The sequence below is a fragment of the Streptomyces sp. MBT65 genome (assembly GCF_016612545.1).
GTDB lineage: Bacteria > Actinomycetota > Actinomycetes > Streptomycetales > Streptomycetaceae > Streptomyces.
This window is the reverse complement of record NZ_JAENRY010000152.1, coordinates 1-26,070: the sequence shown is the minus strand read 5'-3', so window position 1 is coordinate 26,070 and position 26,070 is coordinate 1. Positions and strand designations below refer to the sequence as shown.

The 26,070-nt window shown below is 71.1% G+C and carries 30 protein-coding genes; 9 read left to right on the top strand and 21 right to left on the bottom strand.

All coding sequences use genetic code 11. The annotated features are described in order from the left end of the window. The 4 genes from JHN63_RS30210 to JHN63_RS30195 all read left to right on the top strand — a co-directional run. Positions 1–894 (top strand): ADP-ribosylglycohydrolase family protein (locus tag JHN63_RS30210; protein ID WP_200686575.1); only part of this gene is annotated, 894 nt, incomplete at its 5' end. Continuing rightward, positions 891–1,784 (top strand): ribokinase, encoded by an 894-nt coding sequence (gene rbsK / locus JHN63_RS30205; protein ID WP_200686573.1) that lies wholly within the window; start codon positions 891–893, stop codon positions 1,782–1,784. The genes JHN63_RS30210 and rbsK, both read left to right, overlap by 4 nt. After that, positions 1,781–2,980 carry a CaiB/BaiF CoA-transferase family protein gene (locus JHN63_RS30200; RefSeq protein WP_200686571.1) on the top strand — a complete coding sequence of 400 codons (1,200 nt, stop codon included), beginning with the start codon at positions 1,781–1,783 and terminating at the stop codon, positions 2,978–2,980. Before rbsK ends, JHN63_RS30200 begins: the two co-directional genes overlap by 4 nt. Next, positions 2,977–3,789, top strand: a complete 813-nt coding sequence (locus JHN63_RS30195; RefSeq protein WP_200686569.1) for a CoA ester lyase — start codon at positions 2,977–2,979, stop codon at positions 3,787–3,789. Before JHN63_RS30200 ends, JHN63_RS30195 begins: the two co-directional genes overlap by 4 nt. Positions 3,790–3,847: 58 nt before the next feature. On the opposite strand, the gene lgt is transcribed toward JHN63_RS30195, so the two are convergent. From lgt to hisI, 11 genes are all read right to left on the bottom strand, one after another. After that, positions 3,848–4,822 (bottom strand): prolipoprotein diacylglyceryl transferase, encoded by a 975-nt coding sequence (gene lgt, locus JHN63_RS30190; protein ID WP_200686567.1) that lies wholly within the window; start codon positions 4,820–4,822, stop codon positions 3,848–3,850. A 93-nt stretch (positions 4,823–4,915) separates the two neighbouring features. After that, on the bottom strand, positions 4,916–5,695 hold the full coding sequence (locus JHN63_RS30185; RefSeq protein WP_200686565.1) for a thioredoxin domain-containing protein: 780 nt from the start codon (positions 5,693–5,695) through the stop codon (positions 4,916–4,918). A gap of 111 nt (positions 5,696–5,806) precedes the next feature. Beyond that, entirely contained in the window at positions 5,807–6,622 is an 816-nt protein-coding gene (trpA, locus tag JHN63_RS30180) for a tryptophan synthase subunit alpha (RefSeq protein ID WP_200686563.1), read from the bottom strand. Then, positions 6,619–7,908, bottom strand: a complete 1,290-nt coding sequence (gene trpB / locus JHN63_RS30175) for a tryptophan synthase subunit beta (protein WP_200686561.1) — start codon at positions 7,906–7,908, stop codon at positions 6,619–6,621. The genes trpA and trpB overlap by 4 nt, the downstream gene beginning before the upstream one ends. A 113-nt stretch (positions 7,909–8,021) precedes the next feature. Next, a complete protein-coding gene (gene trpM, locus JHN63_RS54810; RefSeq protein WP_374222956.1) occupies positions 8,022–8,207 on the bottom strand; it encodes a tryptophan biosynthesis modulator TrpM in 186 nt (61 codons plus the stop codon). A 22-nt stretch (positions 8,208–8,229) separates the two neighbouring features. Beyond that, complete coding sequence (trpC, locus tag JHN63_RS30170) at positions 8,230–9,039, bottom strand: indole-3-glycerol phosphate synthase TrpC (protein ID WP_200686559.1); 810 nt, start codon at positions 9,037–9,039, stop codon at positions 8,230–8,232. A gap of 126 nt (positions 9,040–9,165) precedes the next feature. Continuing rightward, entirely contained in the window at positions 9,166–9,621 is a 456-nt protein-coding gene (locus JHN63_RS30165) for a DUF2752 domain-containing protein (RefSeq protein ID WP_200686557.1), read from the bottom strand. Positions 9,622–9,762: 141 nt separating this feature from the next. Next, positions 9,763–10,011, bottom strand: coding sequence for an HGxxPAAW family protein (locus JHN63_RS30160; protein WP_200686555.1), 249 nt, complete (start codon positions 10,009–10,011; stop codon positions 9,763–9,765). A 110-nt stretch (positions 10,012–10,121) separates the two neighbouring features. Continuing rightward, on the bottom strand, positions 10,122–10,763 hold the full coding sequence (locus JHN63_RS30155; protein ID WP_200686553.1) for a TIGR02234 family membrane protein: 642 nt from the start codon (positions 10,761–10,763) through the stop codon (positions 10,122–10,124). A 52-nt stretch (positions 10,764–10,815) separates the two neighbouring features. Then, positions 10,816–12,294: an anthranilate synthase component I gene (locus JHN63_RS30150; protein WP_200686551.1), complete on the bottom strand. Its 1,479-nt coding sequence runs from the start codon at positions 12,292–12,294 to the stop codon at positions 10,816–10,818. An 11-nt stretch (positions 12,295–12,305) separates the two neighbouring features. After that, positions 12,306–12,731, bottom strand: coding sequence for a phosphoribosyl-AMP cyclohydrolase (gene hisI / locus JHN63_RS30145; RefSeq protein ID WP_200686549.1), 426 nt, complete (start codon positions 12,729–12,731; stop codon positions 12,306–12,308). An 82-nt stretch (positions 12,732–12,813) separates the two neighbouring features. Here hisI and JHN63_RS30140 point away from each other — a divergent pair, with 82 nt between their 5' ends. Continuing rightward, positions 12,814–13,449, top strand: a complete 636-nt coding sequence (locus JHN63_RS30140) for a TIGR03085 family metal-binding protein (RefSeq protein ID WP_200686547.1) — start codon at positions 12,814–12,816, stop codon at positions 13,447–13,449. Positions 13,450–13,453: 4 nt separating this feature from the next. Here the strand turns inward: JHN63_RS30140 and JHN63_RS30135 are convergent, their stop codons facing one another. From JHN63_RS30135 to hisD, 10 genes are all read right to left on the bottom strand, one after another. Further along, the gene (locus tag JHN63_RS30135; protein ID WP_200686545.1) at positions 13,454–14,899 is read right to left on the bottom strand and encodes an MFS transporter; all 1,446 of its coding nucleotides are present in this window, start codon (positions 14,897–14,899) and stop codon (positions 13,454–13,456) included. A gap of 22 nt (positions 14,900–14,921) precedes the next feature. Further along, a complete protein-coding gene (locus JHN63_RS30130; RefSeq protein WP_200686543.1) occupies positions 14,922–15,509 on the bottom strand; it encodes a helix-turn-helix domain-containing protein in 588 nt (195 codons plus the stop codon). 136 nt (positions 15,510–15,645) lie between these two features. Then, on the bottom strand, positions 15,646–16,401 hold the full coding sequence (gene hisF / locus JHN63_RS30125) for an imidazole glycerol phosphate synthase subunit HisF (RefSeq protein WP_019067716.1): 756 nt from the start codon (positions 16,399–16,401) through the stop codon (positions 15,646–15,648). Then, positions 16,398–16,814 carry a RidA family protein gene (locus JHN63_RS30120; protein WP_200686541.1) on the bottom strand — a complete coding sequence of 139 codons (417 nt, stop codon included), beginning with the start codon at positions 16,812–16,814 and terminating at the stop codon, positions 16,398–16,400. The genes hisF and JHN63_RS30120 overlap by 4 nt, the downstream gene beginning before the upstream one ends. Then, a complete protein-coding gene (gene priA, locus JHN63_RS30115) occupies positions 16,811–17,539 on the bottom strand; it encodes a bifunctional 1-(5-phosphoribosyl)-5-((5-phosphoribosylamino)methylideneamino)imidazole-4-carboxamide isomerase/phosphoribosylanthranilate isomerase PriA (RefSeq protein ID WP_200686539.1) in 729 nt (242 codons plus the stop codon). Before priA ends, JHN63_RS30120 begins: the two co-directional genes overlap by 4 nt. Next, complete coding sequence (gene hisH / locus JHN63_RS30110) at positions 17,539–18,198, bottom strand: imidazole glycerol phosphate synthase subunit HisH (protein WP_200686537.1); 660 nt, start codon at positions 18,196–18,198, stop codon at positions 17,539–17,541. The genes priA and hisH overlap by 1 nt, the downstream gene beginning before the upstream one ends. Continuing rightward, a complete protein-coding gene (locus tag JHN63_RS30105) occupies positions 18,189–18,353 on the bottom strand; it encodes a hypothetical protein (RefSeq protein ID WP_019062288.1) in 165 nt (54 codons plus the stop codon). Before JHN63_RS30105 ends, hisH begins: the two co-directional genes overlap by 10 nt. After that, on the bottom strand, positions 18,350–18,943 hold the full coding sequence (gene hisB, locus JHN63_RS30100) for an imidazoleglycerol-phosphate dehydratase HisB (RefSeq protein WP_043675308.1): 594 nt from the start codon (positions 18,941–18,943) through the stop codon (positions 18,350–18,352). The genes JHN63_RS30105 and hisB overlap by 4 nt, the downstream gene beginning before the upstream one ends. After that, a complete protein-coding gene (locus JHN63_RS30095) occupies positions 18,940–20,049 on the bottom strand; it encodes a histidinol-phosphate transaminase (RefSeq protein WP_200686535.1) in 1,110 nt (369 codons plus the stop codon). The genes hisB and JHN63_RS30095 overlap by 4 nt, the downstream gene beginning before the upstream one ends. Continuing rightward, positions 20,046–21,368 carry a histidinol dehydrogenase gene (gene hisD, locus JHN63_RS30090; RefSeq protein WP_200686533.1) on the bottom strand — a complete coding sequence of 441 codons (1,323 nt, stop codon included), beginning with the start codon at positions 21,366–21,368 and terminating at the stop codon, positions 20,046–20,048. The genes JHN63_RS30095 and hisD overlap by 4 nt, the downstream gene beginning before the upstream one ends. Before the next feature lie 172 nt (positions 21,369–21,540). Between hisD and JHN63_RS30085 the strand changes: the two genes are divergently transcribed. The 4 genes from JHN63_RS30085 (at position 21,541) to ybaK (ending at position 25,666) form a co-directional block, all read left to right on the top strand. Then, a complete protein-coding gene (locus JHN63_RS30085) occupies positions 21,541–23,118 on the top strand; it encodes an oxidoreductase (RefSeq protein ID WP_200686577.1) in 1,578 nt (525 codons plus the stop codon). Positions 23,119–23,258: 140 nt separating this feature from the next. Continuing rightward, the gene (locus JHN63_RS30080) at positions 23,259–24,380 is read left to right on the top strand and encodes a hypothetical protein (protein WP_234477936.1); all 1,122 of its coding nucleotides are present in this window, start codon (positions 23,259–23,261) and stop codon (positions 24,378–24,380) included. An 11-nt stretch (positions 24,381–24,391) separates the two neighbouring features. Next, positions 24,392–25,135 (top strand): LON peptidase substrate-binding domain-containing protein, encoded by a 744-nt coding sequence (locus tag JHN63_RS30075; protein WP_200686529.1) that lies wholly within the window; start codon positions 24,392–24,394, stop codon positions 25,133–25,135. A 15-nt stretch (positions 25,136–25,150) separates the two neighbouring features. Next, complete coding sequence (gene ybaK / locus JHN63_RS30070) at positions 25,151–25,666, top strand: Cys-tRNA(Pro) deacylase (protein ID WP_200686527.1); 516 nt, start codon at positions 25,151–25,153, stop codon at positions 25,664–25,666. Positions 25,667–26,070: the final 404 nt, after the last annotated feature.

The following is a 26,070-nucleotide window of genomic DNA, read 5'->3' as shown; positions in this document are numbered from 1 at the left end:
CTCCTCGCCGCCCACCCCTGGAACCGACGCTCCGCCCCCACCTCCCTCGCCGAGAACATCGACGGCATGCCCGAGGACGACGACCTCAACTACCCCTTGTTGAACCTCCTGTTGCTCCAACGCCACGGCAAGGACTTCACCACCGCGGACGTGGCGAGGCTCTGGCTCGACGAACTCCCCGCGGGCCGCACCTTCACCGCCGAACGCGTCGCCTACCGCAATCTGCTCTCCGGCCTGGAACCCCCGCGAACGGCCCGCCACCGCAACCCGTTCCGCGAGTGGATCGGCGCCCTGATCCGCGCGGACGTACACGGCTGGACCAACCCCGGGGACCCGGGCGCGGCAGCCGAACAGGCCCACCGCGACGCCACCCTCACGCACACCGCGAACGGCGTCTACGCGGCCATGTTCACGGCGGCCGTCATCGCCACCGCGGCCACCGGAACCGACGACGTCCACACCTGCCTGCGCACCGGCCTGACCGTCGTCCCGCCCGACTCCCGGCTGGCCAAGGCGATCCACGACGCCCTCCGACTCGCCCGGAAACACCGGGACTTCGACGCTGTCGTGGACGAACTCCACGCGACCTACTCCCCCACCCACCACTGGGTCCACGCGATCCCCAACACCGCCCTGATCACCGCCGCCCTCACCCACGCGGACGGCGACTTCACCGGCTCCGTCTGCCGTGCGGTGTCGGGCGGTTGGGACACCGACTCCAACGGCGCGACGGCGGGCTCCATTTCGGCCCTGCTGGTCGGCGGCCCGGCCGCGCTCCCCGACCGCTGGACGGCCCCCCTCAAGAACCGACTCGCCACCTCCGTAGGCGACTTCAACGGCATCGGCTTCGACACCCTCGCCCGGCTCACCCACCAGGAGACCGCCCGCCCATGACCCTCATCGCCGTGCTCGGCAGCACGAACATGGACCTCGTCGCCTACGTCACGAAGGCCCCGCGGCGCGGAGAGACCGTGACGGGACGGGAGTTCCGTACGATCCCCGGCGGCAAGGGCGCCAACCAGGCGATCGCCGCGGCCCACGCGGGCGCCGACGTCAGCATCATCAGCGCGGTCGGCAACGACACCTACGGCGCCCAACTCCGTTCCACCTTCGAGCACTCCGGTGTCGACACCGACCATCTGCGCACCGTCGAGGGCCCGTCCGGCACCGCGCACATCGTCGTGGACGACGAGGGCGGCAACGCGATCGTGGTGATCCCCGCCGCCAACGGCACCGTCGACCACCTCGCCCCCGGCGACGAGGCCCTCATCGCCTCGGCCGACGCCCTGCTCCTCCAACTGGAGATCCCCCTCCCGGCGGTGATCGCGGGCGCGGAGGCGGCCCGCCGGCACGGCGTCCGCACGATCCTCACCCCCGCCCCGGCGCAACCGCTCCCGCCCGAACTCCTCGCCGCCGTCGACCTGTTGGTCCCCAACGAGCACGAGGCGACCGCCCTCACCGGACACATCGATCCGCGCGAGGCCGCCGCCGCCCTGCTCGACCGGGTGCCCGAGGTGATCGTCACCCTGGGTGCGGCGGGCAGTCTGTACGCGGCCCGTGGCGCCGAGCCGTTCACCGTCTCCGCGCCGCGAGTGACCGCCGTGGACTCGACGGGCGCGGGCGACACCTTCGTCGGCGCGCTGGCGGTGGCGCTCGCCGAGGGCCGCCCGATGCGGGACGCGCTGGGCTGGGCGGCAGCCGCGGCGGCGTTGTCCGTGCAGCGGCCAGGAGCGACGGCGTCGATGCCGTACCGCGCGGAGATCGACAAGCAGTACGCCGCATGACCGAGACGACCACAACTCCCCTGGCGGGCCTGCGCGTTCTCGACCTCGCGACACTCTTCGCCGGTCCTCTCGCCGCCACCATGCTCGGCGACTTCGGCGCCGAGGTCATCAAGGTCGAGCACCCGACGAAGCCCGATCCGTCCCGGGGCCACGGCCCCTCCAAGGACGGCATCGGCCTGTGGTGGAAGCTGCTCGGCCGCAACAAACGCACCATCACCCTCGACCTGTCCAAGCCGGGCGGACGCGACACCCTCCTCCGCCTCGCCGCCACCGCCGACGTGATCATCGAGAACTTCCGCCCCGGCACCCTAGAGAAATGGGACCTCGGCTGGGCCGAACTCTCCGCCGCCAACCCGAAGTTGGTCCTCGCCCGGGTCACCGCCTTCGGCCAGTTCGGGCCCTACGCGCACCGCCCCGGCTTCGGCACCCTCGCCGAGGCGATGAGCGGATTCGCCGCGATCACCGGCGAACCGGACGCGCCCCCGACCCTCCCGCCGTTCGGCCTCGCCGACTCGATCGCGGGCCTGGCGACGGCGTACGCGGTGATGACGGCCCTGGCGGCCCGCGACCGCACCGGCGAGGGCCAGGTGGTGGACATGGCGATCATCGAACCCATCCTGACCGCCCTCGGCCCCCAACCCCTCTGGTACGACCAGCTCGGCCACGTCCAGCCGCGCACCGGCAACCGCTCCCAGAACAACGCCCCGCGCAACACCTACCGTACGGCGGACGGCAGTTGGGTCGCCGTCTCCACCTCGGCCCAGTCGATCGCCGAGCGCGTGATGCACCTGGTCGGCCGCCCGGAACTGATCGACGAACCGTGGTTCGCGACGGGCGCGGACCGGGCCCGGCACGCCGACGTCCTCGACGCGGCGGTGGGCGACTGGATCGCGCGGCGCACCCGCACGGAGGTGCTGGCCGCCTTCGAGAAGGCGGAGGCGGCGGTCGCCCCCATCCAGGACGTACGGGACGTCATGACGGACCCGCAGTACCAGGCCCTCGACACGATCACCACGGTCGACGACCCCGAACTCGGCTCGCTCCGTATGCAGAACGTCCTCTTCCGGCTCTCCGCCACCCCGGGCGGCATTCGCTGGCCCGGCCGCCCGCACGGCGCCGACACGGACTCGGTCCTGACCGAACTGGGCCTGACCGAAACCGAGTTGACCACTCTCCGCCAGGAGGGCGCCCTGTGATCCCGTACCCCCTGACCTGGCTCTACGTCCCCGGCGACCGCCCCCCGATCGTCGCCAAGGCCCTCGTCGCCGGCGCGGACGTGGTCGTCGTAGACCTGGAGGACGCGGTCGCCCCGGACCGCAAGGACTATGCCCGCGCGGCGACGGCGGAGCTTCTCTCGGAGCCTCAACTCGATGTCCACGTCCGGGTGAACGCCCTGGACAGCCCGTGGGCGGCCGACGATCTCCGCGCGCTCGCACCCCTCCCGGGTGTGTCCGGCCTACGGCTTCCGAAGGTGACGTCCGCCGAGGAGGTCGTAGCCGTAGCGGAAAATGCGAACGGCCTTCCCCTGTACGCCCTTCTGGAGACGGCCCTCGGCGTCGAGCGGGCCTTCTCGATCGGCTGCGCGCACCCCTCACTGCACGGCATCGCGCTCGGCGAGGCGGATCTACGGGCCGACCTCGGGGTGCGCGAGGACGCGGGGCTCGACTGGTCCCGTTCGCGGGTGATCGTGGCCGCCCGGGCCGCGGGGCTCAACCCGCCGCCGCAGTCCGTCCACCCGGACATCCGCGATCTGGACGGGCTGGCGGCCTCCTGTGCGCACGGCCGCGCTCTCGGTTTCCTCGGGCGCGCGGCGATCCATCCCCGTCAACTCCCGGTCATCGAGAGCGCCTTCCTCCCGACGGACCGCGAACTCGAACAGGCCGAGACGATCGTCAAGGCGGCCATGCGGGAGGAGGGCGCTCAGGCGCTCCCCGACGGGCAGTTCATCGACGCGGCGGTGGTGGCGGCGGCGCAGCGCACGCTCACGTTGGCGCGCCGGACCTGACATGCGACGAGGGCGCCCTGTCGATCACAGGGCGCCCTCGTCGTCGTAGGACCGGTCGTCAGCTCTTCTTGGCCGACTCCGGTTCGTCCTTCTTCATGTCCACGGCCGACTCTTCGGTTTCCGGGGTGTCTTCCTCGGTCGCCGGGGCATCGGACTCGTCGGTCTTCGGGTCTTCCGCCGAGACCTCGTCGTCGCCGTCGGTCGGGGCCTCGGCCGCTTCCGGTTCGACGACCTCTTCGCGGCCCGGGCGCTTCTTCGCCGAGATCACGAAGTACGTGACCGCGAGGATGAAGACGATCATCGCGGTCCAGTCGTTCAACCGCAGGCCCAGGATGTGGTGGGCGTCGTCGACGCGCATGTACTCGATCCAGCCGCGGCCCACGCAGTAGGCGGCGACGTACAGCGCGAACGCGCGGCCGTGGCCCAGCTTGAAGCGGCGGTCGGCCCAGATGACGAGGAAGCCGACGCCGATGCACCACAGGGACTCGTACAGGAAGGTCGGCTGGTAGTAGCCCGGCACCCGGCCGTCCGTCGAGGACGTGATGTGGAGTGCCCAGGGGAGGTGGGTCTCGCGGCCGTAGAGCTCCTGGTTGAACCAGTTGCCCCAGCGGCCGATGGCCTGGGCGAAGGCGATGCCGGGGGCGAGGGCGTCGGCCCAGGCGGGCAGTGGGATGCCACGGCGGCGGCAGCCGATCCACGCGCCCACCGCGCCGAGCGCGATCGCGCCCCAGATGCCGAGGCCGCCCTGCCACACCTTGAAGGCGTCCACCCAGTCGCGGCCCTCGCTGAAGTACAGCTCGTAGTCCGTGATCACGTGGTAGAGGCGACCGCCGACGAGGCCGAACGGCACGGCCCAGACAGCGATGTCGGCCACCGTCCCGACCTTGCCGCCGCGGGCGACCCAGCGTTTGTTGCCGAGCCAGACGGCCACGAAGACGCCGATGATGATGCAGAAGGCGTAGCCGCGCAGCGGAATGGGACCGAGATGGATCACACCGCGCGAAGGGCTGGGAATGTAGGCAAAGGTTTCCATGGCAGGGTCGACGCTACCGTGCCGGACCGCGACCGCGGCAAGCGGCCCGGCTACGGCTCCATAACGGGCCGGTGTGAAAACCGGCCCGCACGCTTAACTCTTGTCGGCCGCCCGGACCAGCTGCTTCAGCTTCGCCGGGGTCATCGTCTGGTCCGCGTAGATGTTCTTGCCGTCGAAGAGGACGGTCGGGGTGCCGGTGAATCCGCCGGCCTGGAACGCGGCGGCGGACTTCGTGACCCAGCTGTCGTGCGTACCGCCGTTGACGCACTTCTGGAACGCGGGCGTGTCGAGGCCGCTCACCTTGCCCGCCAGTTCGATCAGTTTGGCGTTGCTCGCGAAGGCGTCGTCCGTCTCCTTGGGCTGGTTCTCGTACAGCACGTCGTGGAAGTCGCGGAACTTTCCGGCGTCCTGGGCGCAGGCCGCCGCGTTGGCCGCGCGCTTGGAGCCGGTGCCGCCGAGGTTGCCGTCGATGATCGTGACCAGGTGGTACTGCACCTTGAGCTCGCCGGAGTCGGTCAGCTCGTGCAGCGTCGAGCGGTACGCCGTCTCGAAGGCCTGGCAGGCCGGGCAGCGGAAGTCCTCCCACACCGTGAGCGTCGGCTTGGCGCTGTCCTTGCCGACCTGGATCGCCAGGCTGTCCTTGCCGGTCGCCCCGGAGGGCGCCACGACCGGGCCCGCCTTGCTGCTGCCGCCGTCGTCCTTGCCGGAGTTCGCGGCGAGGACGCCGACCACCGTCGCCAGACCCAGCACGCAGACGACGCTCACGGCCACGATCAGCGTGCGCCGCCGCCTCTCCGCGGTCTTCTGCTTCTCACGCTCGACCGCCAGCCGCTCGCGGGCGGTGCGCTTTCCGTCACGGTTCTTCTCGCTCACACCCGCAGAACGAACCGGGGAGGCGCAGCGCGCCTCCCCGGTCCCAGGTCCACCCATACGAGGGACCAGTTGTTCTGTTATTCCGGTTGCTCCGTGACGTCTGGCGTTCTGTTACGCCTGTCCGCGCACGCCCTTCGCCAACTCGCCCGCGAGGACGCGGACCGCCTCGACGCCGGCCGCGTCGTCCGGCGCGTCCAGCATCCGCTTGACGAAGGCCGAGCCGACGATCACGCCGTCCGCGAAGCGGGCCACCTCGGCGGCCTGCCGTGCGTCGGACACGCCGAGCCCGACACACACGGGTGTGTCGGTGGTGGCGCGGGTGCGCTCGACGAGGTCCTGCGCCTGCGCGCCCACGGACTCACGGGTGCCGGTGACGCCCATCAGCGAGGCGGCGTAGACGAAGCCGGTGCCGACCTTGGTGATCTCGGCGAGGCGGGCGTCCTTGCTGCTGGGCGCGACGACGAAGACCGTGGCGAGCCCGTGCTTCTCCGCGTGCTCCCTCCACAGCCCGGCCTCCTGCACGGGCAGGTCGGGCAGGATGCAGCCCGCGCCACCCGCCTCGGCCAGTTCGGCGGTGAAGCGCTCGACGCCGTAGCGGTCGATCGGGTTCCAGTACGTCATGACGAGCACCGGCTTCCCGGTCGCCGCGTGGGTCTCGCGGACCGTGCGCATGACGTCCGCGATCTTGACTCCGCCGCGCAGGGCGATGTCGTCGGCGGTCTGGATGACGGGACCGTCGAGGACCGGGTCGCTGTGCGGCAGGCCCACCTCGACGATGTCGGCGCCGCCGTCGAACGCGGCCTTGATCGCGTCGATGCCGCCGTCCACGGTCGGGAACCCGGCCGGGAGGTAGGCGATGAGCGCGGCGCGTCCCTCGGCCCTGGCGGCGGCGAGGGTGTCGCTCAACAGCCGGATGTTGCCGCTCACTTGGCGTCCCCCTCGATCTCGGCGGTGTCGGCCGCGTTGGCGGCGACGGTGGCGTCGGCTTCGGTCTCGTACAGGCCGAAGTAGCGCGCGGCCGTGTCCATGTCCTTGTCGCCGCGCCCGGACAGGTTGACGACGATCAGCCCGTCCTTGCCCAGCTCCCTGCCGACCTCCAGCGCGCCCGCGAGCGCGTGGGCGCTCTCAATCGCCGGGATGATGCCCTCCGTGCGCGACAGCAGGCGCAGGGCCTGCATGGCCGCGTCGTCGGTGACCGCGCGGTACTCGCCGCGGCCGCTGTCCTTGAGGTAGGAGTGCTCGGGGCCGATGCCCGGGTAGTCCAGTCCGGCCGAGATCGAGTACGGCTCGGTGATCTGGCCCTCCTCGTCCTGGAGGACGTAGGACCGGGAGCCGTGCAGGATGCCGGGCTCGCCCGCGGTGAGGGTCGCCGCGTGCTCGCCGGTCTCCACGCCGTGTCCGGCCGGTTCGCAGCCGATGAGGCGTACGTCCGCGTCCGGGATGAAGGCGTGGAAGAGGCCGATGGCGTTCGAGCCGCCGCCGACGCAGGCGATGGCCGCGTCGGGGAGGCGGCCGGCGCGCTCCAGGATCTGGCGACGGGCCTCGACGCCGATCACGCGGTGGAAGTCGCGGACCATGGCGGGGAAGGGGTGCGGGCCCGCGACCGTACCGAAGAGGTAGTGGGTGCGGTCGACGTTGGCGACCCAGTCGCGGAACGCCTCGTTGATCGCGTCCTTGAGGGTGCGGCTGCCGGACTTCACAGCGATGACCTCGGCGCCGAGCATGCGCATGCGGGCCACGTTGAGCGCCTGGCGCTGGGTGTCGATCTCGCCCATGTAGATAGTGCATTCGAGGCCGAAGAGCGCGCAGGCGGTGGCCGTGGCCACGCCGTGCTGGCCGGCGCCGGTCTCCGCGATGACCCTGGTCTTGCCCATGCGCTTGGTGAGCAGGGCCTGGCCGAGGACGTTGTTGATCTTGTGGGAGCCGGTGTGGTTCAGGTCCTCGCGCTTGAGGAAGATCCGGGCGCCGCCCGCTTCCGCGGCGAAGCGGGGGACCTCGGTGAACGCGCTCGGCCTGCCGGTGTAGTTGACCAGGAGGTCGTCCAACTCGCGGGCGAACTCGGGGTCGTGCTTGGCCTTGTCGTACTCGACGGCCACCTCGTCCACGGCGGCGACGAGGGCCTCCGGGATGAACTTGCCGCCGAAGGCGCCGAAGTAGCCCTCGGGGCTGGGGATTTGGCCGTCGGGGTCGGGGATGAAGAACTCGCTGGGCATGCGGAAACCTCACGGTGAGTTTGTGGAGGACACTGAACGCCGTGGGGGCGGGGGTTGTTCAGATGGCTGCGGGACCGGCGTGGCCGGTCGCACCCGCGCGGCGGAGCCGCATGTCAGAAGCGCCCCGCGCCCCTGAGGACCTGCTGCCATCGCATGCCGTTCACTTGCCCCGGCTCGTCTCCGATGACGTACCGGACTCTGCGGCCGTGCACCCGGCGTGCGGGTGCGCGGCAACCACGAGGACGGCAGCCGCGCGCGAGGCGGGCGTACCGGTCCGTGGGAGAGGTCGTCGGAGTCATCGCGGAAAACTGTACCGGGTGATCAGCCGCGGCCGTGGCGCAGTGCCGGGTGTTCGCCCGCTGCCACCAGGTCCGAGACCGCCGACTTGGGGTCGCGGCCGGTGACCAGGGACTCGCCCACCAGGACCGCGTCGGCGCCCGCGTTGGCGTAGGCGATGAGGTCGTGCGGGCCGCGGACGCCGGACTCGGCGATCTTGACGATGTGGTCGGGGATCTCGGGGGCGACGCGCTCAAAGGTGGAGCGGTCGACCTCGAGGGTCTTGAGGTTGCGGGCGTTGACGCCGATGATCTTGGCGCCGGCGTCGACCGCGCGGTCGACCTCGTCCTCGTCGTGGACCTCGACGATCGGGGTGAGGCCGATCGACTCGGCGCGCTCGATGAGGGACTCCAGAGCGGGCTGGTCCAGGGCCGCGACGATCAGCAGGGCGAGGTCGGCGCCGTAGGCCCGGGCCTCCCAGAGCTGGTACGACGTGACGATGAAGTCCTTGCGCAGGACCGGGATGTCCACGCGGGCGCGGACGGCCTCCAGGTCGGCCAGTGAGCCGCCGAAGCGGCGCTGTTCGGTGAGGACGGAGATGACGGCGGCGCCGCCCGCCTCGTAGTCCGCGGCCAGGCCCGCCGGGTCGGCGATCGCGGCGAGCGCGCCCTTGGAGGGGCTGGAGCGCTTGACCTCGCAGATGACCTTGACGCCGTCGCCGCGCAGTGCGGCCACCCCGTCCTTGGCCGCGGGCGCCTTCGCCGCGCGCTCCTTGAGCTCGTCGAGGCTGACGCGCGCCTGCCGTTCCGCCAGGTCGGCACGGACTCCGTCGATGATCTCGTCGAGCACACTCACGCGAGCGGCCCCCTTCCGGACGGTGGAAAAGCAATGGTCACATCTGGCCTCGATGGTATCCGGAGGAAGGCGTAGGCCTCGCATCCGGTTGACGCCGGTCCCAGTACCTGGACATCGGTCGGTTGTTCAAGGGTGTAGCCAGCCACCGAACGGCAGGTTCCGGACAACCGTGAAGACCAGCACCAATGCGCCCAGACCCCAGAGCTGGGCCCTGCCGAGTGCGATCCGCGCGGGCCGGCCGCGCGCCGCACGGACCACCCAGACGGTCCATACGACCGTGAAGGCCAGATAGCCCACCACGGCGATCGCGTTGTCCTGGAGCGCGGCGAGGAAGTCGCCGTGGATGAACTCGTGCGCGCTGCGCAGACCGCCGCAGCCGGGGCAGTACAGGCCGGTGAGTCGGTACAGGGGGCACACGGGGTAGTGGCCCGGCTGGTTCGGGTCGACCGTGCCGACATAGGCGAAGGCTCCGGCGACGGCCGCGAGGACTCCGGCGGGCGTGGCGACGCGGTTCAGCACGGAGGCGGTACCGGGGGCTCGCGTCTTCGGCATGCTCTGGCTGTCGGCGTTCACGTCTCGCATTGTGCCCCCTGGCCCTTTCGTGCGGCACGCGCGCGTGAGGGGCGGTCCCCGGTGTCCGTCCAGGGCCGCCCCTCCACGAAGTGTGGCTGACAGCTACGACCTCAGGTGCTCAGGTGCGGCCTCAGGTACTCAGGTACGGCCTCAGCTGTCGGCGTGCGCCGTCTTGCCGAGCAGCTCGGTCAGGTCCTGGGGACGGTCCTTGGGCATGCCCATTCCCATCGCGCTCATGACCCAGCCGACGATGCCGCCGACGACCGTGATCGCCATACCGGCCCAGAAGCCGATCGGCTGCGCCATGACCATGAAGGCGCCGGCGACCAGGAAACCGATGAAGATGATGGTGGTACCGGTCCAGGCGGCCAAAGTGTGACCGTGGCTGTTGCCCGCCATGACGTGCTCCTCGTTGCTGTGTGCGTGTGTGAGCAGACGCTCGCGGTTCATTGTTCCGCACGCGTGCGTGTGCGGTGCTTCGGGGTGGGTGCACGCGCGCGTCGACCCGGCTAGGCGCCTGTCGGGTCCTCGCCGCGGTCCAGGGCCTTCCAGATGTCCTCCGGGCGGTCGGGGTCGACCACGGGAGTCCGCCGGGGGCGCGGCGTGCCGTTGCGTTCGTAGCGGCCGGACATGGCGGGCCAGCGGCGGCCGTAGAGGAGGGCGAGGAGGCCGGCCAGCAGGATCAGGCCGCCGCCGACCGCGGCGACGTACGGCCAGGCGGTGTGGTCGAAGGCGTGCACGACGGACGAGGTGTCGCCGGAGGCCTGGGCGGCCTTGTCGTCGAGCGCGGAGCTGTCGGTGGCGCCGAGCAGGGCGGCGGCGACGATGCCCGCGCCGGAGAGCGCGAGGAGGGCGGAGACCGCGAAGCGGCCCGTCCTGCGGACGGCGAAGACGGCGACGAGCGCGGCGAGGCCCACTATGGCGAGCGCCGCGGGCACGCCCGTGACGTCGCTGCCCTTGACGGACAGCGGGAACGCGTCGCCGGCCACCGTCGCCGTCCCCATCGACCAGCGCTGGCGGGTGGCCAGCAGGGCCACGGCCGCGCCGAGCGCACCGCTCATCAGCGCTACGGCGAGGCTGCGGCGGCCGGCGCGCGCGGGGCCTTCGCCTTCGGAACGGGGGTGTGGAACAGCTGCAGTCACGTAGTCCACTATCGCTCCAACCCCGGGCGAACCGTCACCCGGGGTTCATATGACCCTCGTCCTATTGCCCGAGCCGGTTCGCCGTGTGCACGGCGCGGAGGACCGCCGCCGCCTTGTTGCGGCACTCCTGGTCCTCCAGTTCCGGGTCCGAGTCGGCGACGATTCCGGCGCCCGCCTGGACGTAGGCCGTGCCGTCGCGGAGCAGGGCCGTACGGATGGCGATGGCGGTGTCGGAGTCGCCCGCGAAGTCGAGGTAGCCGACGCAGCCGCCGTACAACCCCCTTCTGGAGGGCTCGAGTTCGTCGATGATCTGCATCGCGCGGGGCTTGGGCGCGCCGGAGAGGGTGCCGGCCGGGAAGCAGGCGGTGAGGACGTCGAAGGCGGTGCGGCCGGGTGCCACTCGGCCGGTCACCGTCGAGACGATGTGCATCACGTGGGAGTAGCGCTCCACCGACATGAAGTCGACGACCTCGACCGAGCCGGGCTCGCAGACGCGTCCCAAATCGTTACGGCCGAGGTCGACCAGCATGAGGTGTTCGGCGCGCTCCTTGGGGTCGGCGAGGAGTTCGTCGGCGAGGGCCTGGTCCTCCTGCGGGGTCGCGCCGCGGTGCCGGGTGCCGGCGATGGGGTGGACCATCGCGCGGCCGTCCTCGACCTTGACGAGGGCCTCCGGGGACGAGCCGACGACATCGAAGCCGTCGAAGCGGAACAGGTACATGTACGGGGACGGGTTGGTCGCCCGCAACACCCTGTACACGTCCAACGCGCTTGCCGTGCACGGGGTTTCGAAGCGCTGCGAGGGGACGACCTGGAAGGCCTCGCCCGCGCGGATGCGCTCCTTGATGTCCTCGACGGCTTCCTTGAAGTCGGGGCCGCCCCACAGCGCGGTGTACTCCGGGAGCTCGGAGGGCGGGAGCTGGGCGGGCGGCTGGGCCACCGCGCGGGAGAGGTCCGCCTCCATGGCGTCGAGGCGGGCGATCGCGTCCGCGTACGCCTCGTCGACGCCGGTGTCGAGGTCGTTGTGGTTGATCGCGTTGGCGATCAGCAGGACCGAGCCCTCCCAGTGGTCCATCACGGCGAGGTCGCTGGTGAGGAGCATGGTCAGCTCGGGGAGCTTCAGGTCGTCCCGCTCGCCGGGGCCGATCTTCTCCAGGCGGCGGACGATGTCGTAGCCGAGATAGCCCACCATGCCGCCGGTGAAGGGCGGCAGGCCCTCCTGGTGCGGGGTGTGCAGGGTGTCGATGGTGGCGCGCAGGGCGGCGAGCGGGTCGCCGTCGACCGGGACGCCGACGGGCGGGGTGCCGAGCCAGTGGGCCTGGCCGTCGCGGGCGGTGAGGGTGGCGGCGCTGCGGACGCCCACGAACGAATACCGGGACCAGGAGCGGCCGTTCTCCGCGGACTCCAGGAGGAAGGTGCCGGGGCGCTCCGCGGCGAGCTTGCGGTAGAGCGCGACCGGGGTGTCGCCGTCGGCGAGGAGCTTGCGGGTGACCGGGATGACGCGACGGTCGGTGGCCAGCTTGCGGAACGTGTCAAGGTCCATGGCGGCTGACCCTACTGATCCGAGGCGGCGGTACTGGAATCAGCACCTTCTTTGAGAAGACTCTCGTCAACTGGCTCTTCCTTGAGGAGCACGTCGGCGTCGAAGCAGGTGCGGGCGCCGGTGTGGCAGGCGGCGCCGAGCTGGTCGACCTTCACGAGGACCGTGTCGGCGTCGCAGTCCAGGGCGACCGACTTGACGTACTGAAAGTGGCCGGAGGTGTCGCCCTTCACCCAGTACTCCTGGCGGCTGCGGGACCAGTACGTGCAGCGGCCGGTCGTCAGTGTCCGGTGCAGTGCCTCGTCGTCCATCCAGCCGAGCATGAGCACCTCACCGGTGTCGTACTGCTGGGCGATGGCGGGGACGAGCCCGTCGGCGCTCCGCTTGAGGCGGGCGGCGATCTCGGGGTCGAGGCTGCTGGATCGGGGCGCGCTGGTCATGGGGCCATTGTGCCGCGCCGCACTGACAGTCCCTGCCGAGCGTCCACTGTGCGGACCACTCCCACGGTCGTAGGCTGACGGTATGTCGACCTTCGCCAAGCGTGAACGACTTCTTCTCGCCGATCTCCTGGAGACGACGGGTCCCGACGCCCCGACACTCTGTGAGGGCTGGCAGACCCGTGATCTCGCCGCGCACGTGGTGGTGCGCGAGCGCCGCGCGGATGCCGCCGGCGGCATCATGATCAAGCAGCTCGCACCCCGCCTCGACCGGGTGATGGCGGAGTTCGCGGCGAAGCCGTACGAGGAGCTGATCCAGCTCATCCGTACCGGCCCACCGCGCTTCTCGCCGTTCCAGCTCAAGCAGCTCGACGAGGCCTCCAACACGGTCGAGTTCTACGTCCACACGGAGGACGTACGGCGGGCGCAGCCGGAGTGGACGCCCCGCGAACTGGATCCGGTGTTCCAGGACGCCCTGTGGTCACGGCTGGAGCGGATGGCCCGGCTGATGGGCCGCAGCGCGCCGACCGGGCTGGTGCTGCGGCGCCCCGACGGACAGACGGCCGTCGCCCACAAGGGCGCACCGGTCGTGACGGTGACCGGTGAGCCCTCGGAGCTGCTGCTGTTCGCGCACGGGCGGCAGAGCGTGGCCAAGGTGGAACTGGACGGCGACGAGAACGCGATCGCCAAGCTCCAGGAGGCCAAGCAGCTGGGGATCTGAGGAGTCAGCGGGGCAGTTCGGCCCGGCGGAGGTCACGGACGGAGAGGGCGATGACCCCGCCGAGACCGCAGACCACCGCGCTGACCACGAACACCGGGCCCGTGCCCCACGCCCCGATCGCCGCGGCCGACAGCGGCATGCTCAGCGGGGCGAACCCGAGGCTGGCCAGGCTGGCGACGGCGGTGACGCGGCCGAGGTAGGCGGGGGCGGCGTGGGTCTGCAGCAGGGCCATGCACATCACGCCGCTGAGTCCGGCGAGCAGCCCGATGAGCAGGGCGACGCCGACTGCCGCGAGGACGCTCGGGACGTAGGCGAGGGCTCCGATCGCGACGGAACCGGCGATGATCGACCAGCCGGCGATCCGCCCGGCGTGGGGCAGGCGGCCGCGCACGGTCAGCGTGAACGAGGCGATCCCCGCGCCGACCCCGAACCCGGCGAGGACCCACCCCATCCCGGACGCGCCCCAACCTCGCTCGTCGGCGAGCAGGGTCAGCCCCACGTTGAGCGGGCCGGCGAACCCCAGGTCACCGAGGGCGATCGCCAGCATCAAGGGCGCGAGGACACGGTGCCGGCGGATGTGGCGAAGGCCCGCCACCAGATCGCGCCAGGCGGTGGTCGCGGTCTCGGGGGTCGGGGTCCCGGAGGCTGGGGTCCCGGTGGCTGTGGTTCCGGAGGCCGGGGTCCCGGCGGCTGTCGTCCCGGCGGCTGTGGTCCCGGAGGTCGGGGTCCCAGCAGCCGTTGTCCCAACAGCGTTGGACCCGTCGGCAGTTGTCCCAACAGCGGCAGTCCCGGCGGACGTGCTCCCTGCGGCTATGGTCCCGGCAACCGTGTCGTCCGGCGGCAGTTCCCGCACCCGTACGGAGATCAGCAGCGGTATCGATATCGCGATCAGCAGCCCGGCCGCCCCGAACGCGGCCACCGCTCCCCCGAACGCCACGGCGAGACCGCCGAGCGGGGCGCCGAAGACCACGGCGAACCGGTATGCGAGGCCCCGCATGCCCTGCACGCGCGCGAGTTGCGCCTTGCCGGTGATACGAGCGGGCAGTGCGCCGACGGCGGGGACGAAGACGGCGTCCACGGTGCCGAAGACCAGCGCGAGCGCGGCGAGCGGCCACAGTCCCGGGCCGGTGAGGAACAGCAGTGCGGCCACGGCGAGGACGGCCGCGCAACGCACCACGTCGCTGCCGATGACGACCCGGCGCGGACCGAAGCGGTCGGCGATCACTCCGCCGCCCAGCATCAGCACCGCACGCGGCAGCGCGCTGACCGACATCACCAGGCCCGCCTGCGCCGGGGAACCGGCCTGTACGGCGGCCCAGGACAGGGCCAAGTAGTAGACGCCGTCGCCGGCCATCGACGCCGCGTAGGCGCCGAGCCAGCGCAGGACGTTGGGGTCGCGGTGAGCGGGTCTGTCGGTGACTGTGCCGGGAGCTATGAGCTTGGCGGGCACGGGAGTTGGTCCTCTCCGGAGCTCAGAAGCGGAAGGGGAAGCCGTACAGGTGGATCGCGACGTTCTCCCTGCCCTGGGTGTCGCCCGCCTGTTCGGCGGCTCGCCCCCTGGCCTGGAACTTCTTGATCAGGGCGTCCAACTCGCTTTGCAGTTCCGCGAGTTCGGGCGCGTTGAGCCGTGGCAGGTACTCGCCGTCGAAACCCGCCTGGCGCCACTCGTCGCTCCACGACTCGGACTCGTCGAGGTGGCGTCGGTAGAGGTCGACCCGTTGCTCCAACAGCGTCCGCACGAGCGCGCCCTGGGCGGCGAGCTTCTCCGGGGCGTCCTTCATGTCCTCGTGCCGCACGGTCAGACTCTCGGCGGCAGGCCGCCACCAGCGCTCCCGACCGTCCCCGCTCTGCTGCTCGGCCTCCTCGATCAGCCCGTGCTCGGCGAGCTTGCGCAGGTGGTAGCTGACCAGCGAGACAGCCTCGTCGACCTGGTCGGCGAGCTGTGAGGCGGTCGCGGTACGGGCCACGTACAGCGCCCGGTACAGCTTGATGCGCAGCGGGTGCGTGAACGCCTTGAGCGTCCCCAGATCGGTGATGGTGCGGGTCTCGTCCGAACTCATGCGCCCTACGGTAGACACGAAAGGAAAGTTGCGCAACCTTTCTTGCGCAACTTTCCTTTTGTATCCGCCCACAAGTAAGCCCCGACCACCAAGCAGCCGGGGCTTACAACGCCTCTACGGAAGGCACGAACCGAAGTCACCTCACCGGGTGCCCCGCCTCCCGCAACGCCTGCTTGACCTCGCCGATCCGCAGATCCCCGAAGTGGAAGACGGACGCCGCCAGCACCGCGTCCGCCCCCGCCGCCACCGCCGGCGGGAAGTCGGCCAGCTTGCCCGCGCCGCCGGAGGCGATCACCGGGACGGTCACGTGCTTGCGGACCGCCGCGATCATCTCCAGGTCGTAGCCGTCCTTCGTGCCGTCCGCGTCCATCGAGTTGAGGAGGATCTCCCCCGCCCCCAACTCCGCGGCCCGGTGCGCCCATTCGACGGCGTCGATGCCGGTGCCCTTGCGGCCGCCGTGGGTGGTGACCTCGAAGGAGCCCTCGGGAGTCCGCCGCGCGTCCACCGACAGGACCAGGACCTGTCGGCCGAACCGTTCCGCGATCTCCTTGATCAGCTCCGGCCGGTTGATCGCCGCCGTGTTGACGCCGACCTTGTCCGCGCCCGCCCGCAGCAGCTTGTCCACGTCCTCGGCCGTGCGGACGCCGCCGCCGACCGTGAGCGGGATGAAGACCTGCTCGGCGGTGCGGCGGACCACGTCGTACGTCGTCTCGCGGTTGCCGGAGGACGCGGTGATGTCCAGGAAGGTCAACTCGTCGGCGCCCTCGGCGTCGTAGACCTTGGCCATCTCGACGGGGTCGCCCGCGTCGCGCAGGTTCTGGAAGTTGACGCCCTTGACGACCCGGCCGTTGTCCACGTCCAGGCAGGGGATCACGCGTACGGCGAGCGTCATGACGAGCCCTCCCCGTGCGGCGCCGCCGGGTCCCGGTACGCCTCCACCTCGACCTCGACGACCAGGCTGGGGTCGACGAAGCCGGACACGATGATCATGGACGCGGCGGGGCGGATCGCGTCGAAGATTTCCTTGTGCGCGCGGCCCACGTCCTCAACGTCCCGGGCGTGGGTGATGTACATACGGGTGCGCACCACATCGCCGGGACCGAGACCCAGTTGCCCCAGCGCCGCGAACGCGACGTTGAACGCGTTGACCGTCTGCTCGTAGGGACCGCCCCCGGCGATCTCGCCGTCGACGATCGACGTGCACCCGGAGACCAGCACCAGGCCGTTGGGCAGCTCCACCGCGCGGGAGTAGCCGAAGGCGTCCTCCCAGGGCGCGCCGGTCGACACGCGTCGTAGCTCGGTCACCGGGCCACCGCCTCCAGGGCCTCTTCCAGGGTGAACGCCTTCGCGTAGAGGGCCTTCCCGACGATGGAACCCTCGACACCGAGGGGGACCAGTTCGGCGATGGCTCGGAGGTCGTCCAGGGAGGAGACCCCGCCGGAGGCCACGACCGGGCGGTCGGTCGCCGCGCAGACGTTGCGCAGCAGCTCCAGGTTGGGGCCCTGGAGGGTGCCGTCCTTGGCGATGTCGGTGACCACGTACCGGGCGCAGCCCTCGGAGTTGAGGCGGTCCAGCGTCTCGTAGAGGTCGCCGCCGTCACGGGTCCAGCCCCGGCCGCGCAGGGTCGTGCCGCGTACGTCGAGACCGACCGCGATCTTGTCGCCGTGCTCGGCGATGACCTTGGCGACCCACTCCGGGGTCTCCAGCGCGGCGGTGCCGAGGTTCACCCGGGTGCAGCCGGTGGCGAGGGCGGCGGCGAGGGTGTCGTCGTCGCGGATGCCGCCGGACAGCTCGACCTTGATGTCCATGGCGCCGGCGACCTCGGCGATGAGCTTGCGGTTGTCGCCGGTGCCGAACGCGGCGTCCAGGTCGACGAGGTGCAGCCACTCGGCGCCGGAGCGCTGCCAGGCGAGGGCGGCCTCCAGGGGGGAGCCGTAGGAGGTCTCGGTCCCGGACTCACCGTGGACGAGGCGGACGGCCTGGCCGTCGCGGACGTCGACGGCGGGGAGGAGTTCGAGCTTCGAAGGCATCAGAGGGTTCCGATCCAATTGTTCAACAATTGCGCTCCGGCGTCGCCGGACTTCTCGGGGTGGAACTGGGTGGCCCACAGGGCGCCGTTCTCCACGGCGGCCACGAAGGGCTTGCCGTGCGTCGACCAGGTCACCAGGGGGGCGCGCATCGCCGGGTTCACGACTTCGAGGGACCAGTCGTGGACGGCGTAGGAGTGCACGAAGTAGAAGCGCGCGTCCGCGTCGAGGCCCGCGAAGAGCTGGGAGCCCGCCGGGGTGTCCACGGTGTTCCAGCCCATGTGGGGCACGATCTCGGCCTGGAGGGGCTCGACCGAGCCGGGCCACTCGTCCAGGCCCTCGGTCTCGACGCCGTGCTCGATGCCGCGCGCGAACAGGATCTGCATGCCGACGCAGATGCCCATCACCGGGCGCCCGCCGGCCAGCCGACGGCCGACGATCCAGTCGCCGCGTGCCTGCTTCAGGCCCTGCATGCAGGCGGCGAAGGCGCCGACGCCGGGCACCAGCAGCCCGTCCGCGTTCATGGCCTTGTCGTAGTCACGCGTGATCTCGACCTCGGCACCCGCGCGCGCGAGGGCACGCTCGGCGGACCGGACGTTCCCGAAGCCGTAGTCGAAGACGACGACCTTCTTGGACGCGTTCTTCGCCGCGCTCAACTCCACACCGCCAACCGCATGACGCCCGCGACCAGACACATCGCCGCGCCGATGGAGACCAGCACGATGAGGCTCGCCGGCATCTTCTGCTTGACGAAGGAGTAGACCCCGCCGAGGAGGAAGAGTCCGACGACGATCAGGAGGCTGGAGAGGCCGGTCACAGCGCGCCCTTCGTGGAGGGGAGGATGCCGGCCGCGCGCGGGTCGCGCTCGGAGGCGTACCGCAGGGCGCGGGCCAGCGCCTTGAACTGGCACTCCACGATGTGGTGCGCGTTGCGCCCGTACGGCACGTGCACGTGCAGCGCGATCTGGGCCTGGGCGACGAAGGACTCCAGGATGTGCCGGGTCATCGTGGTGTCGTACTCGCCGATCATCGGCGCCATGTTCTCGGGCTCGGTGTGCACGAGGTACGGGCGGCCGGACAGGTCCACCGTCACCTGGGCGAGGGACTCGTCCAGCGGGACCGTGCAGTTGCCGAAGCGGTAGATGCCGACCTTGTCGCCGAGCGCCTGCTTGAAGGCGGCGCCGAGGGCGAGGGCGGTGTCCTCGATGGTGTGGTGCGAGTCGATGTGCAGATCGCCCTCGGTCTTCACGGTGAGGTCGAACAGACCGTGCCGGCCGAGCTGGTCGAGCATGTGGTCGTAGAAGCCGACTCCTGTCGACACGTCGACCTTGCCGTGCCCGTCGAGATCGATCTCGACGAGGACCGAGGTCTCCTTGGTCGTCCGCTCCACACGTCCTACGCGGTTCATGCGCTCTGCTCCTTCTTCAGTTCACGGACCGCGTCGAGGAACGCGTCGTTCTCTTCGGGGGTTCCGGCCGACACCCGCAGCCATCCCGGGATGCCGTTGTCGCGGACCAGGACGCCCTGGTCGAGGATCTTCTGCCAGGCGGTGTGGGAGTCCGCGAACCGGCCGAACTGCACGAAGTTGGCGTCGGACTCGACGACTTCACAGCCGAGGGCCCGCAACTCCCGTACCAGCCGGTCCCGTTCGCCCTTCAGCTGCTCCACGTAGCCGAGCAGTGTGTCGGTGTGCTCCAGGGCGGCCAGCGCGGTCGCCTGGGTGACGGCCGACAAGTGGTAAGGCAGCCGTACGAGTTGGACGGCATCGACAACAGCCGGGTGCGCGGCGAGATAGCCGAGGCGCAGGCCCGCCGCGCCGAACGCCTTCGACATGGTGCGGGAGACGACGAGATTCGGCCGACCTTCGAGCAGCGGCAGCAGCGAGTCGCCGTGACTGAACTCGATGTACGCCTCGTCGACGATCACCATCGACGGCTTGGCGGCCTGCGCGGCCTCGTACAGCGCGAGCACCGTCTCGGGCGGAACGGCGTTGCCCGTGGGGTTGTTGGGGGTCGTGACGAACACGACATCGGGCTTGTTCTCGGCGATCCACCGCTCGGCGGCGGCGAGATCGATCGTGAAGTCCTCGTTGCGCGGGCCGGAGATCCAACCGGTCCCCGTGCCGCGCGCAATGAGCGCGTGCATCGAGTACGACGGCTCGAAGCCGATCGCCGTACGGCCGGGTCCGCCGAAGGTCTGGAGCAGTTGCTGGATGACCTCGTTCGAGCCGTTGGCCGCCCACACGTTCTCGACGCCGACCCGGTAATCACCGGTCTTCGTGAGGTAGTTGGCCAGCTCCGTGCGCAACTCGACCGCGTCCCGGTCCGGGTAGCGGTTGAGGTCACGGGCGGCCTCGCGGACCCGCTCGGCGATCCGCTCGACCAGGGCCTCGGGCAGCGGGTAGGGGTTCTCGTTGGTGTTCAGTCGTACGGGGACGTCCAACTGGGGCGCGCCATAAGGGGACTTGCCGCGCAGCTCGTCCCGTACGGGAAGATCGTCGATTCCGAAGCTCACTTGCCGGGCACCTTCCAACCGAACCTTGCCTTGACCGCCGCGCCGTGCGCGGGCAGGTCTTCCGCCTCCGCCAGCGTCACCACGTGATGCGCCACGTCGGCGAGGGCGTCGCGGGTGTAGTCGACGATGTGGATGCCCCGGAGGAAGGACTGCACGGAGAGCCCCGAGGAGTGGCAGGCGCAACCGCCGGTCGGCAGCACGTGGTTGGAGCCGGCCGCGTAGTCGCCGAGGGAGACGGGCGCCCAGGGTCCGACGAAGATCGCACCCGCGTTCCGCACCCGGTTGGCGATCTCAAGAGCGTCCGCCGTCTGGATCTCCAGGTGCTCCGCGCCGTACGCGTCGACGACCCGAAGCCCCTCCTCGATGCCGTCGACGAGGACGATCGCGGACTGCCGGCCGGCCAGTGCCGGGGCGATCCGGTCCTCGATGTGCTTGGTGGCCGCGACCTGCGGTTCGAGTTCCTTCTCGACCGCGTCCGCGAGCGTCACGGAGTCCGTGACCAGGACGGCGGCGGCGAGCGGGTCGTGTTCGGCCTGGCTGATCAGGTCGGCGGCGACGTGCACCGGGTCGGCGGTGTCGTCGGCGAGGACCGCGATCTCGGTGGGTCCGGCCTCGGTGTCGATGCCGATCTTGCCGGTGAAGTAGCGCTTGGCTGCGGCGACCCAGATGTTGCCGGGGCCGGTGACCATGTTGGCCGGCGCGCAGGACTCGGTGCCGTGGGCGAACATCGCGACGGCCTGGGCGCCGCCGACGGCGTAGACCTCGTCGACGCCGAGCAGCGCGCAGGCGGCGAGGATCGTCGGGTGCGGCAGCCCGCCGAAGTCTGCCTGCGGGGGCGAGGCGAGTGCTACGGAGCCGACGCCGGCCTCCTGTGCGGGCACCACGTTCATGATCACGGAGGACGGGTAGACCGAGCGTCCGCCGGGCGCGTACAGCCCCACCCGGTCGACCGGCACCCACTTCTCGGTGACGGAACCGCCCGGCACGACCTGGGTGGTGCGGGTCGTGCGGCGCTGCTCGCGGTGGACGAGCCGGGCGCGCCGGATGGACTCCTCCAGGGCCGCGCGCACGGCCGGGTCGAGCTGTTCCAGCGCGTCGCTGAGGGCCTGGGCCGGGACCCGTACCGATTCCAGCCGCACCCCGTCGAACTTCTCGGCGAAGTCGATCAGCGCCGCGTCGCCCCGATGATGCACGGCCTCGCAGATCGGCCGCACCTTCTCCAGGGCGGCCGAGACGTCGAAGTCGGCTCGGGGCAGCAGGTCGCGCAGGGCGGGCCCTTCGGGGAGGGCGTCACCGCGCAGATCGATTCGAGAGATCACGGGGACAATTCTCGCAGACGGCGATCGAGCCCTGCTCGCGCATATCAATGGCTGATACAGAACGTGGCCGGAACCCGGAAGATCCCCCTCACGTCTAGTGTTCCGGGCGTTACGCAGCGGGCATGAACAGCTGTGCGAAACCCGTGAACAGTCGAGAGGGATGAAAGAAGCAGTGACCGAGGGTGTGGGCATCCGCGCGGGGGATGTCCCGGACGATGCGACCGCCGCCGAGGCCGGTATGTGGCAGGCCTTCCGCAACGGCAGCGTGTACGACCTGAGCAGCGGCGACAGTGTCGTCGACGATCCGCACGGCGGACATCCGTGGGGCCCCGACCGGACCGTGCGGGCGCGGTTCGTGTGCTGGCTGCTCCTCGACGGACCGCCCGCGCTGTCGGGCCGGGTGGCCTCCCTGAAGCTGACCGGGGTGCAGATCAGCGGGGTCCTGGACCTGGCGGGCGGCACCGTCGCGCCGTACGTCGAGCTGAAGGGCTGCCGTTTCGAGCGGGAAGTGCTGCTGCCGGAGGCCCACTTCCGGACCGTACGGCTGGTGAACTGCTCGGTGCCGCGGCTGGAGGCGGCCCGGGTGCACACGGAGGGTGATCTGCATCTGCCGCGCTGCCGGTTCCACAACGGGGTACGGCTGACCGACGCGCACATCGGCACCGATCTGCTGCTCAACCAGGCGATCGTCTACCGGGACCGCACGGGCCGTTCGATCGCCGCCGACGGGATGACCGTAGGACAGGATCTTCAGGCCGAACTCCTCGAATCTCACGGTGAGTTGAGCCTGCGCAGCGCCAAGGTGGGCGTCTCGCTGAGCCTGCGCGGTGCCCGGCTGGCCAACCCGTACACCCGACTCGCCCTGAACGCGCCGCAGTTGACCGTGGGCCGCACCCTGTACCTCACCCCGGCCGGGGTCGGCGGCCCCGGGCTGAGCGGTACGACTCCCGCGCGCGGGACCCGCATCCAGCGGTTCACCTGCCAGGGCGGAGTGCGCCTGGACGACGGGCGGTTCGGGGACGCGGTGGACCTGGAGCGGGCCCGGTTCACGTTCACGGACGACCAGGAGCTGTCGCTGCTGCGGGTGCAGACGCCCGAGTTGCGCTTCCTCGGGGAGAAACCGCAGCGCGGCAAGGTGGTGTTGTCGGGGGCGCGGATCGTCAACCTCATTGACGGGAAGGACAGTTGGCCGGGTCCGGGCAACCTCCACACGGGCGGCTTCGTGTACGAGAACCTCGTACCGCAGGGCCCGTTCCCGCTGGAGACCCGGCTCGACTGGGTGGCCGCCGCGACCCCCGAGTACAACCCGGAGCCGTACGAGCGGCTCGCGACCGTGCTGCGCAACGCGGGTGAGGACGAGGACGCGCGGGAGGTGCTGCTCGCCAAGCAGCGCAGGCGCCGGGAGAGTCTGCCGGTCGCGGCCAAGGTGTGGGGGTTCGCGCAGGACTGGACGGTCGCCTACGGGTACCGGCCGGGCCGGGCCGCCGTATGGATGGCCGTGTTGTGGGCGGCGAGTTCGCTGGCCTTCGCGCACGCCGACCACGCGCCGGTGAACGCGAACGGGCATCCGCCGTGGAGCCCCGCCCTGTTCGCGCTGGATCTGCTGCTGCCGGTGATCGATCTGGGGCAGGTGGGGCAGTGGCAGTTGCACGGCGGCTGGCAGTGGCTGTCCGTGGTGCTGATCCTGCTGGGCTGGATCCTGGCCACGACGGTGGCGGCGGGAGCGACCCGGCTGCTCAGGCGGGGATAGCGGCCGGTCGCGCACAGCGCTCGAACAGATGAGCAATAGTCACCTTTTACCTGGACTTGACCGAGGCGCGTACAACTTTCCACGGGGTGCTCAAACGGTCTGGCGCACTCCGGATCCCCGGTCATTCAATGGTCGGCACCATGGCTCTGCTGCGCGCGTTCATCCGCACCGCCCGGATGACAAGCACCACCTCGCGGCTCGCCGCCGGGCTGCCGGCCGACGACGAGGTCCTTCTCGACGCGCCCGACGACCGGCTCGGGCCCGTGCTGGTGGCGGCCGGGCGCGGCGAGTACGGCCCGGCCGCCGAGCTGCTGGCCGCGACCCGCGCGGCGGCCGAGTGGGAGGACCGCGACCGCCACACGCGCCGGCTCGCCGCGTTCGCCCGCTCCCGCCCCGAGTGGCTGGCGGACTGGTGCGCGGCCGCCCCGCAGGACCCGGACGCGCTGCTGGTGACGGCTCAGCAGGCGCTGGACCGCTGCTGGGAGTCGCCGGCCCGCGCCGAGCTGCTGCGCGGGCTGAGCCCGCTGATCGCGGCGGCGGCCGAGGCGGAGCCGCGCGATCCGGTGCCGTGGCGCATCGCTCTCGACCGGGCGCGGGGCACGAACGCGGGGCACACCGAGTTCGAGCGGCTGTGGGGCGAGGCGGTCCGCCGCTCCCCGCACCACTACGGCTGCCATGTGGCCGCCCTCCAGTACCTGTCGGCGGCCTGCTGCGCACAGTGGCGGAACACGCCCCACACGGCCCGCTGGTCCCACCGCGAGTGCTTCGACTTCGCCGAGCCGGCCGCGCAGGACGCGCTGCCGGGCTCGCTCGTCCAGGCGCTGCCGATGCGTGCGGCCTTCGCCTGCCTGACCGACGACTGCGGTGCCACGGTGCCGCGCGCCCGGCTGGACGCGGCGGCCGACCTGGCCATCGCCCTCTCGGCCGGCTACGCGGCGGCGGATCCCTGGCCCGCGGAGGTCCGCAACCTCCTGACCTACGTCCTCGTCCGCCTCGAACGCTGGCCGGACGCACTGGACCAACTGCGCCTGATCGGCCCGTACGCCACGTCCTCCCCCTGGGACCGGATCTCCGACGACCCGCTCGGGCGGTTCCTGGAGATACGCGACGGCATACGGCTCGCGGTGGCCTCGGAACTGCCGCAGGGCGCCCCCGTTCCGCCCGTCCTCCAGGCGATTCCGTGCCCGCAGGGGCCCCTCGGGAACGCGCCCGGGCATCCACGGAGTGAGCACGGCGAACGTGCCCGCTCCGGCGACCACTAGGCTTTTGCGCCGTGACCACCGTCCGGCTGCCGCTCTTCCCCCTGAACTCGGTTCTGTTCCCGGGGCTCGTGCTTCCTCTGAACATTTTCGAGGAGCGCTATCGCGCCATGATGCGCGATCTGCTCAAGACCCCTGAGGAGGAATCGCGCCGATTCGCCGTCGTGGCCATCCGCGACGGCCACGAGGTGGCGTCGACCGCCCCGGGCATGCCCGACCAGACGGCCGTGCCCGAGCGCGGGCCCGCGGCCGGCTTCGGCCCCGACCCGCTCAAGGCCTTCCACTCGGTGGGCTGCGTCGCGGACGCGGCCACGATCCGCGAACGCGCCGACGGCACGTTCGAGGTGCTCGCGACGGGCACGGCCCGGATGCGGCTGCTCTCCGTGGACGCCTCGGGCCCGTTCCTGACGGCGGAGCTGGAGGAGCTGCCCGAGGAGAAGGGCGACGAGGCCGGCGCGCTGGCGGAGGGCGTGCTACGCGCGTTCCGCCAGTACCAGAAGCGCCTGGCGGGCGCCCGCGAGCGCTCCCTGTCGACCGGCGACGCGGAACTCCCCGACGAGCCGGCGGTCGTCTCCTACCTGGTAGCGGCCGCGATGATGCTGGACACGGCGACCAAACAACGCCTGCTCCAGGCCCCCGACACCGCCTCCCGCCTGCGCGACGAACTGAAACTCCTTCGCTCCGAGACGGCCATCATCCGTAACCTGCCGTCCCTGCCGGCGTCGGACCTGACGCGAGGCCCGACAAGCCTGAACTGAGCCCGGAGTGTCGTGATGGCGAAGAAGCCGAAGCACCAAAACCAGAAGAACCACCAGTCGGGCGGCACCCCCGCGACCGTGGCCCTGACGGCCGCGGGGGTCCCGTACGAGATCCACTCCTACGACCACGACCCCGCCCACCCCTCCTACGGCGAGGAGGCGGCCGAGGCGATGGGCGTCTCCCCCGACCGCGTCTTCAAGACCCTGGTAGCGGACGTGGACGGCGCGCTGACGGTGGCGGTGGTCCCGGTGGCGGGCCAACTGAACCTGAAGGCACTCGCGTCGGCGGTCGGCGGCAAACGCGCCACGATGGCCGACCCGACCCTCGCCGAACGCACCACGGGCTACGTCCGAGGCGGCATCTCCCCCCTGGGCCAACGCAAAAAGCTCCGCACGGTCCTGGACGACTCGGCCACCGCCCACCCCACGATCTGTGTCTCGGCCGGCCGCCGCGGCCTGGAGGTGGAACTCTCCCCGGCCCACCTGACAACCCTCACGAACGCGGTCCTGGCCCCCATCGGCCGTGCGTGACCCCTCGACGCCGGTCCCGTCCTGGGTTAAGCACAAGAGGCATGTCGAAGAAAACAAGAAAACGAAAGTGGCGCATCAGAAAACACCGGGCCAACCACGGCCGCCGCCCGGCATAGACGATCGCGGCTCGGCGGAGGGGGCTGGGTCGGTCCCACTCGGGAAGGGGTCACGACTTCTCACCACAAGCGGACACGCTTGGGCCCCGTCCGGTCGGGCGCTGCCGGTGGCCGCACTTCCCTTGGGGACCAGGGAAGGGGGCAGAGAGGGCGCGGGACTTCTCGACACGGCGCCTCCAGAAAGGCAGGGCTGGACGCCCCACGAGAGGCCCGGAACCTCCCCACGCAGACCGTCACCACCCAGCCCGTCCGGCGTTTGAGGACGAGGCCCCTTCAGGGCCGACGGGG

Excerpts from the sequence above, each read along its gene's own strand:
- rbsK (WP_200686573.1), top strand. The coding sequence starts at position 891 with ATGACCCTCATCGCCGTGCTCGGCAGCACGAACATGGACCTCGTCGCC.
- JHN63_RS30200 (WP_200686571.1), top strand. The coding sequence starts at position 1,781 with ATGACCGAGACGACCACAACTCCCCTGGCGGGCCTGCGCGTTCTCGAC.
- lgt (WP_200686567.1), bottom strand. The coding sequence starts at position 4,822 with ATGGAAACCTTTGCCTACATTCCCAGCCCTTCGCGCGGTGTGATCCAT.
- trpB (WP_200686561.1), bottom strand. The coding sequence starts at position 7,908 with ATGCCCAGCGAGTTCTTCATCCCCGACCCCGACGGCCAAATCCCCAGC.
- trpM (WP_374222956.1), bottom strand. The coding sequence starts at position 8,207 with ATGACTCCGACGACCTCTCCCACGGACCGGTACGCCCGCCTCGCGCGC.
- JHN63_RS30165 (WP_200686557.1), bottom strand. The coding sequence starts at position 9,621 with ATGCGAGACGTGAACGCCGACAGCCAGAGCATGCCGAAGACGCGAGCC.
- JHN63_RS30160 (WP_200686555.1), bottom strand. The coding sequence starts at position 10,011 with ATGGCGGGCAACAGCCACGGTCACACTTTGGCCGCCTGGACCGGTACC.
- JHN63_RS30150 (WP_200686551.1), bottom strand. The coding sequence starts at position 12,294 with ATGGACCTTGACACGTTCCGCAAGCTGGCCACCGACCGTCGCGTCATC.
- hisI (WP_200686549.1), bottom strand. The coding sequence starts at position 12,731 with ATGACCAGCGCGCCCCGATCCAGCAGCCTCGACCCCGAGATCGCCGCC.
- JHN63_RS30140 (WP_200686547.1), top strand. The coding sequence starts at position 12,814 with ATGTCGACCTTCGCCAAGCGTGAACGACTTCTTCTCGCCGATCTCCTG.
- JHN63_RS30130 (WP_200686543.1), bottom strand. The coding sequence starts at position 15,509 with ATGAGTTCGGACGAGACCCGCACCATCACCGATCTGGGGACGCTCAAG.
- hisF (WP_019067716.1), bottom strand. The coding sequence starts at position 16,401 with ATGACGCTCGCCGTACGCGTGATCCCCTGCCTGGACGTGGACAACGGC.
- priA (WP_200686539.1), bottom strand. The coding sequence starts at position 17,539 with ATGCCTTCGAAGCTCGAACTCCTCCCCGCCGTCGACGTCCGCGACGGC.
- hisB (WP_043675308.1), bottom strand. The coding sequence starts at position 18,943 with ATGAACCGCGTAGGACGTGTGGAGCGGACGACCAAGGAGACCTCGGTC.
- JHN63_RS30080 (WP_234477936.1), top strand. The coding sequence starts at position 23,259 with ATGGCTCTGCTGCGCGCGTTCATCCGCACCGCCCGGATGACAAGCACC.
- ybaK (WP_200686527.1), top strand. The coding sequence starts at position 25,151 with ATGGCGAAGAAGCCGAAGCACCAAAACCAGAAGAACCACCAGTCGGGC.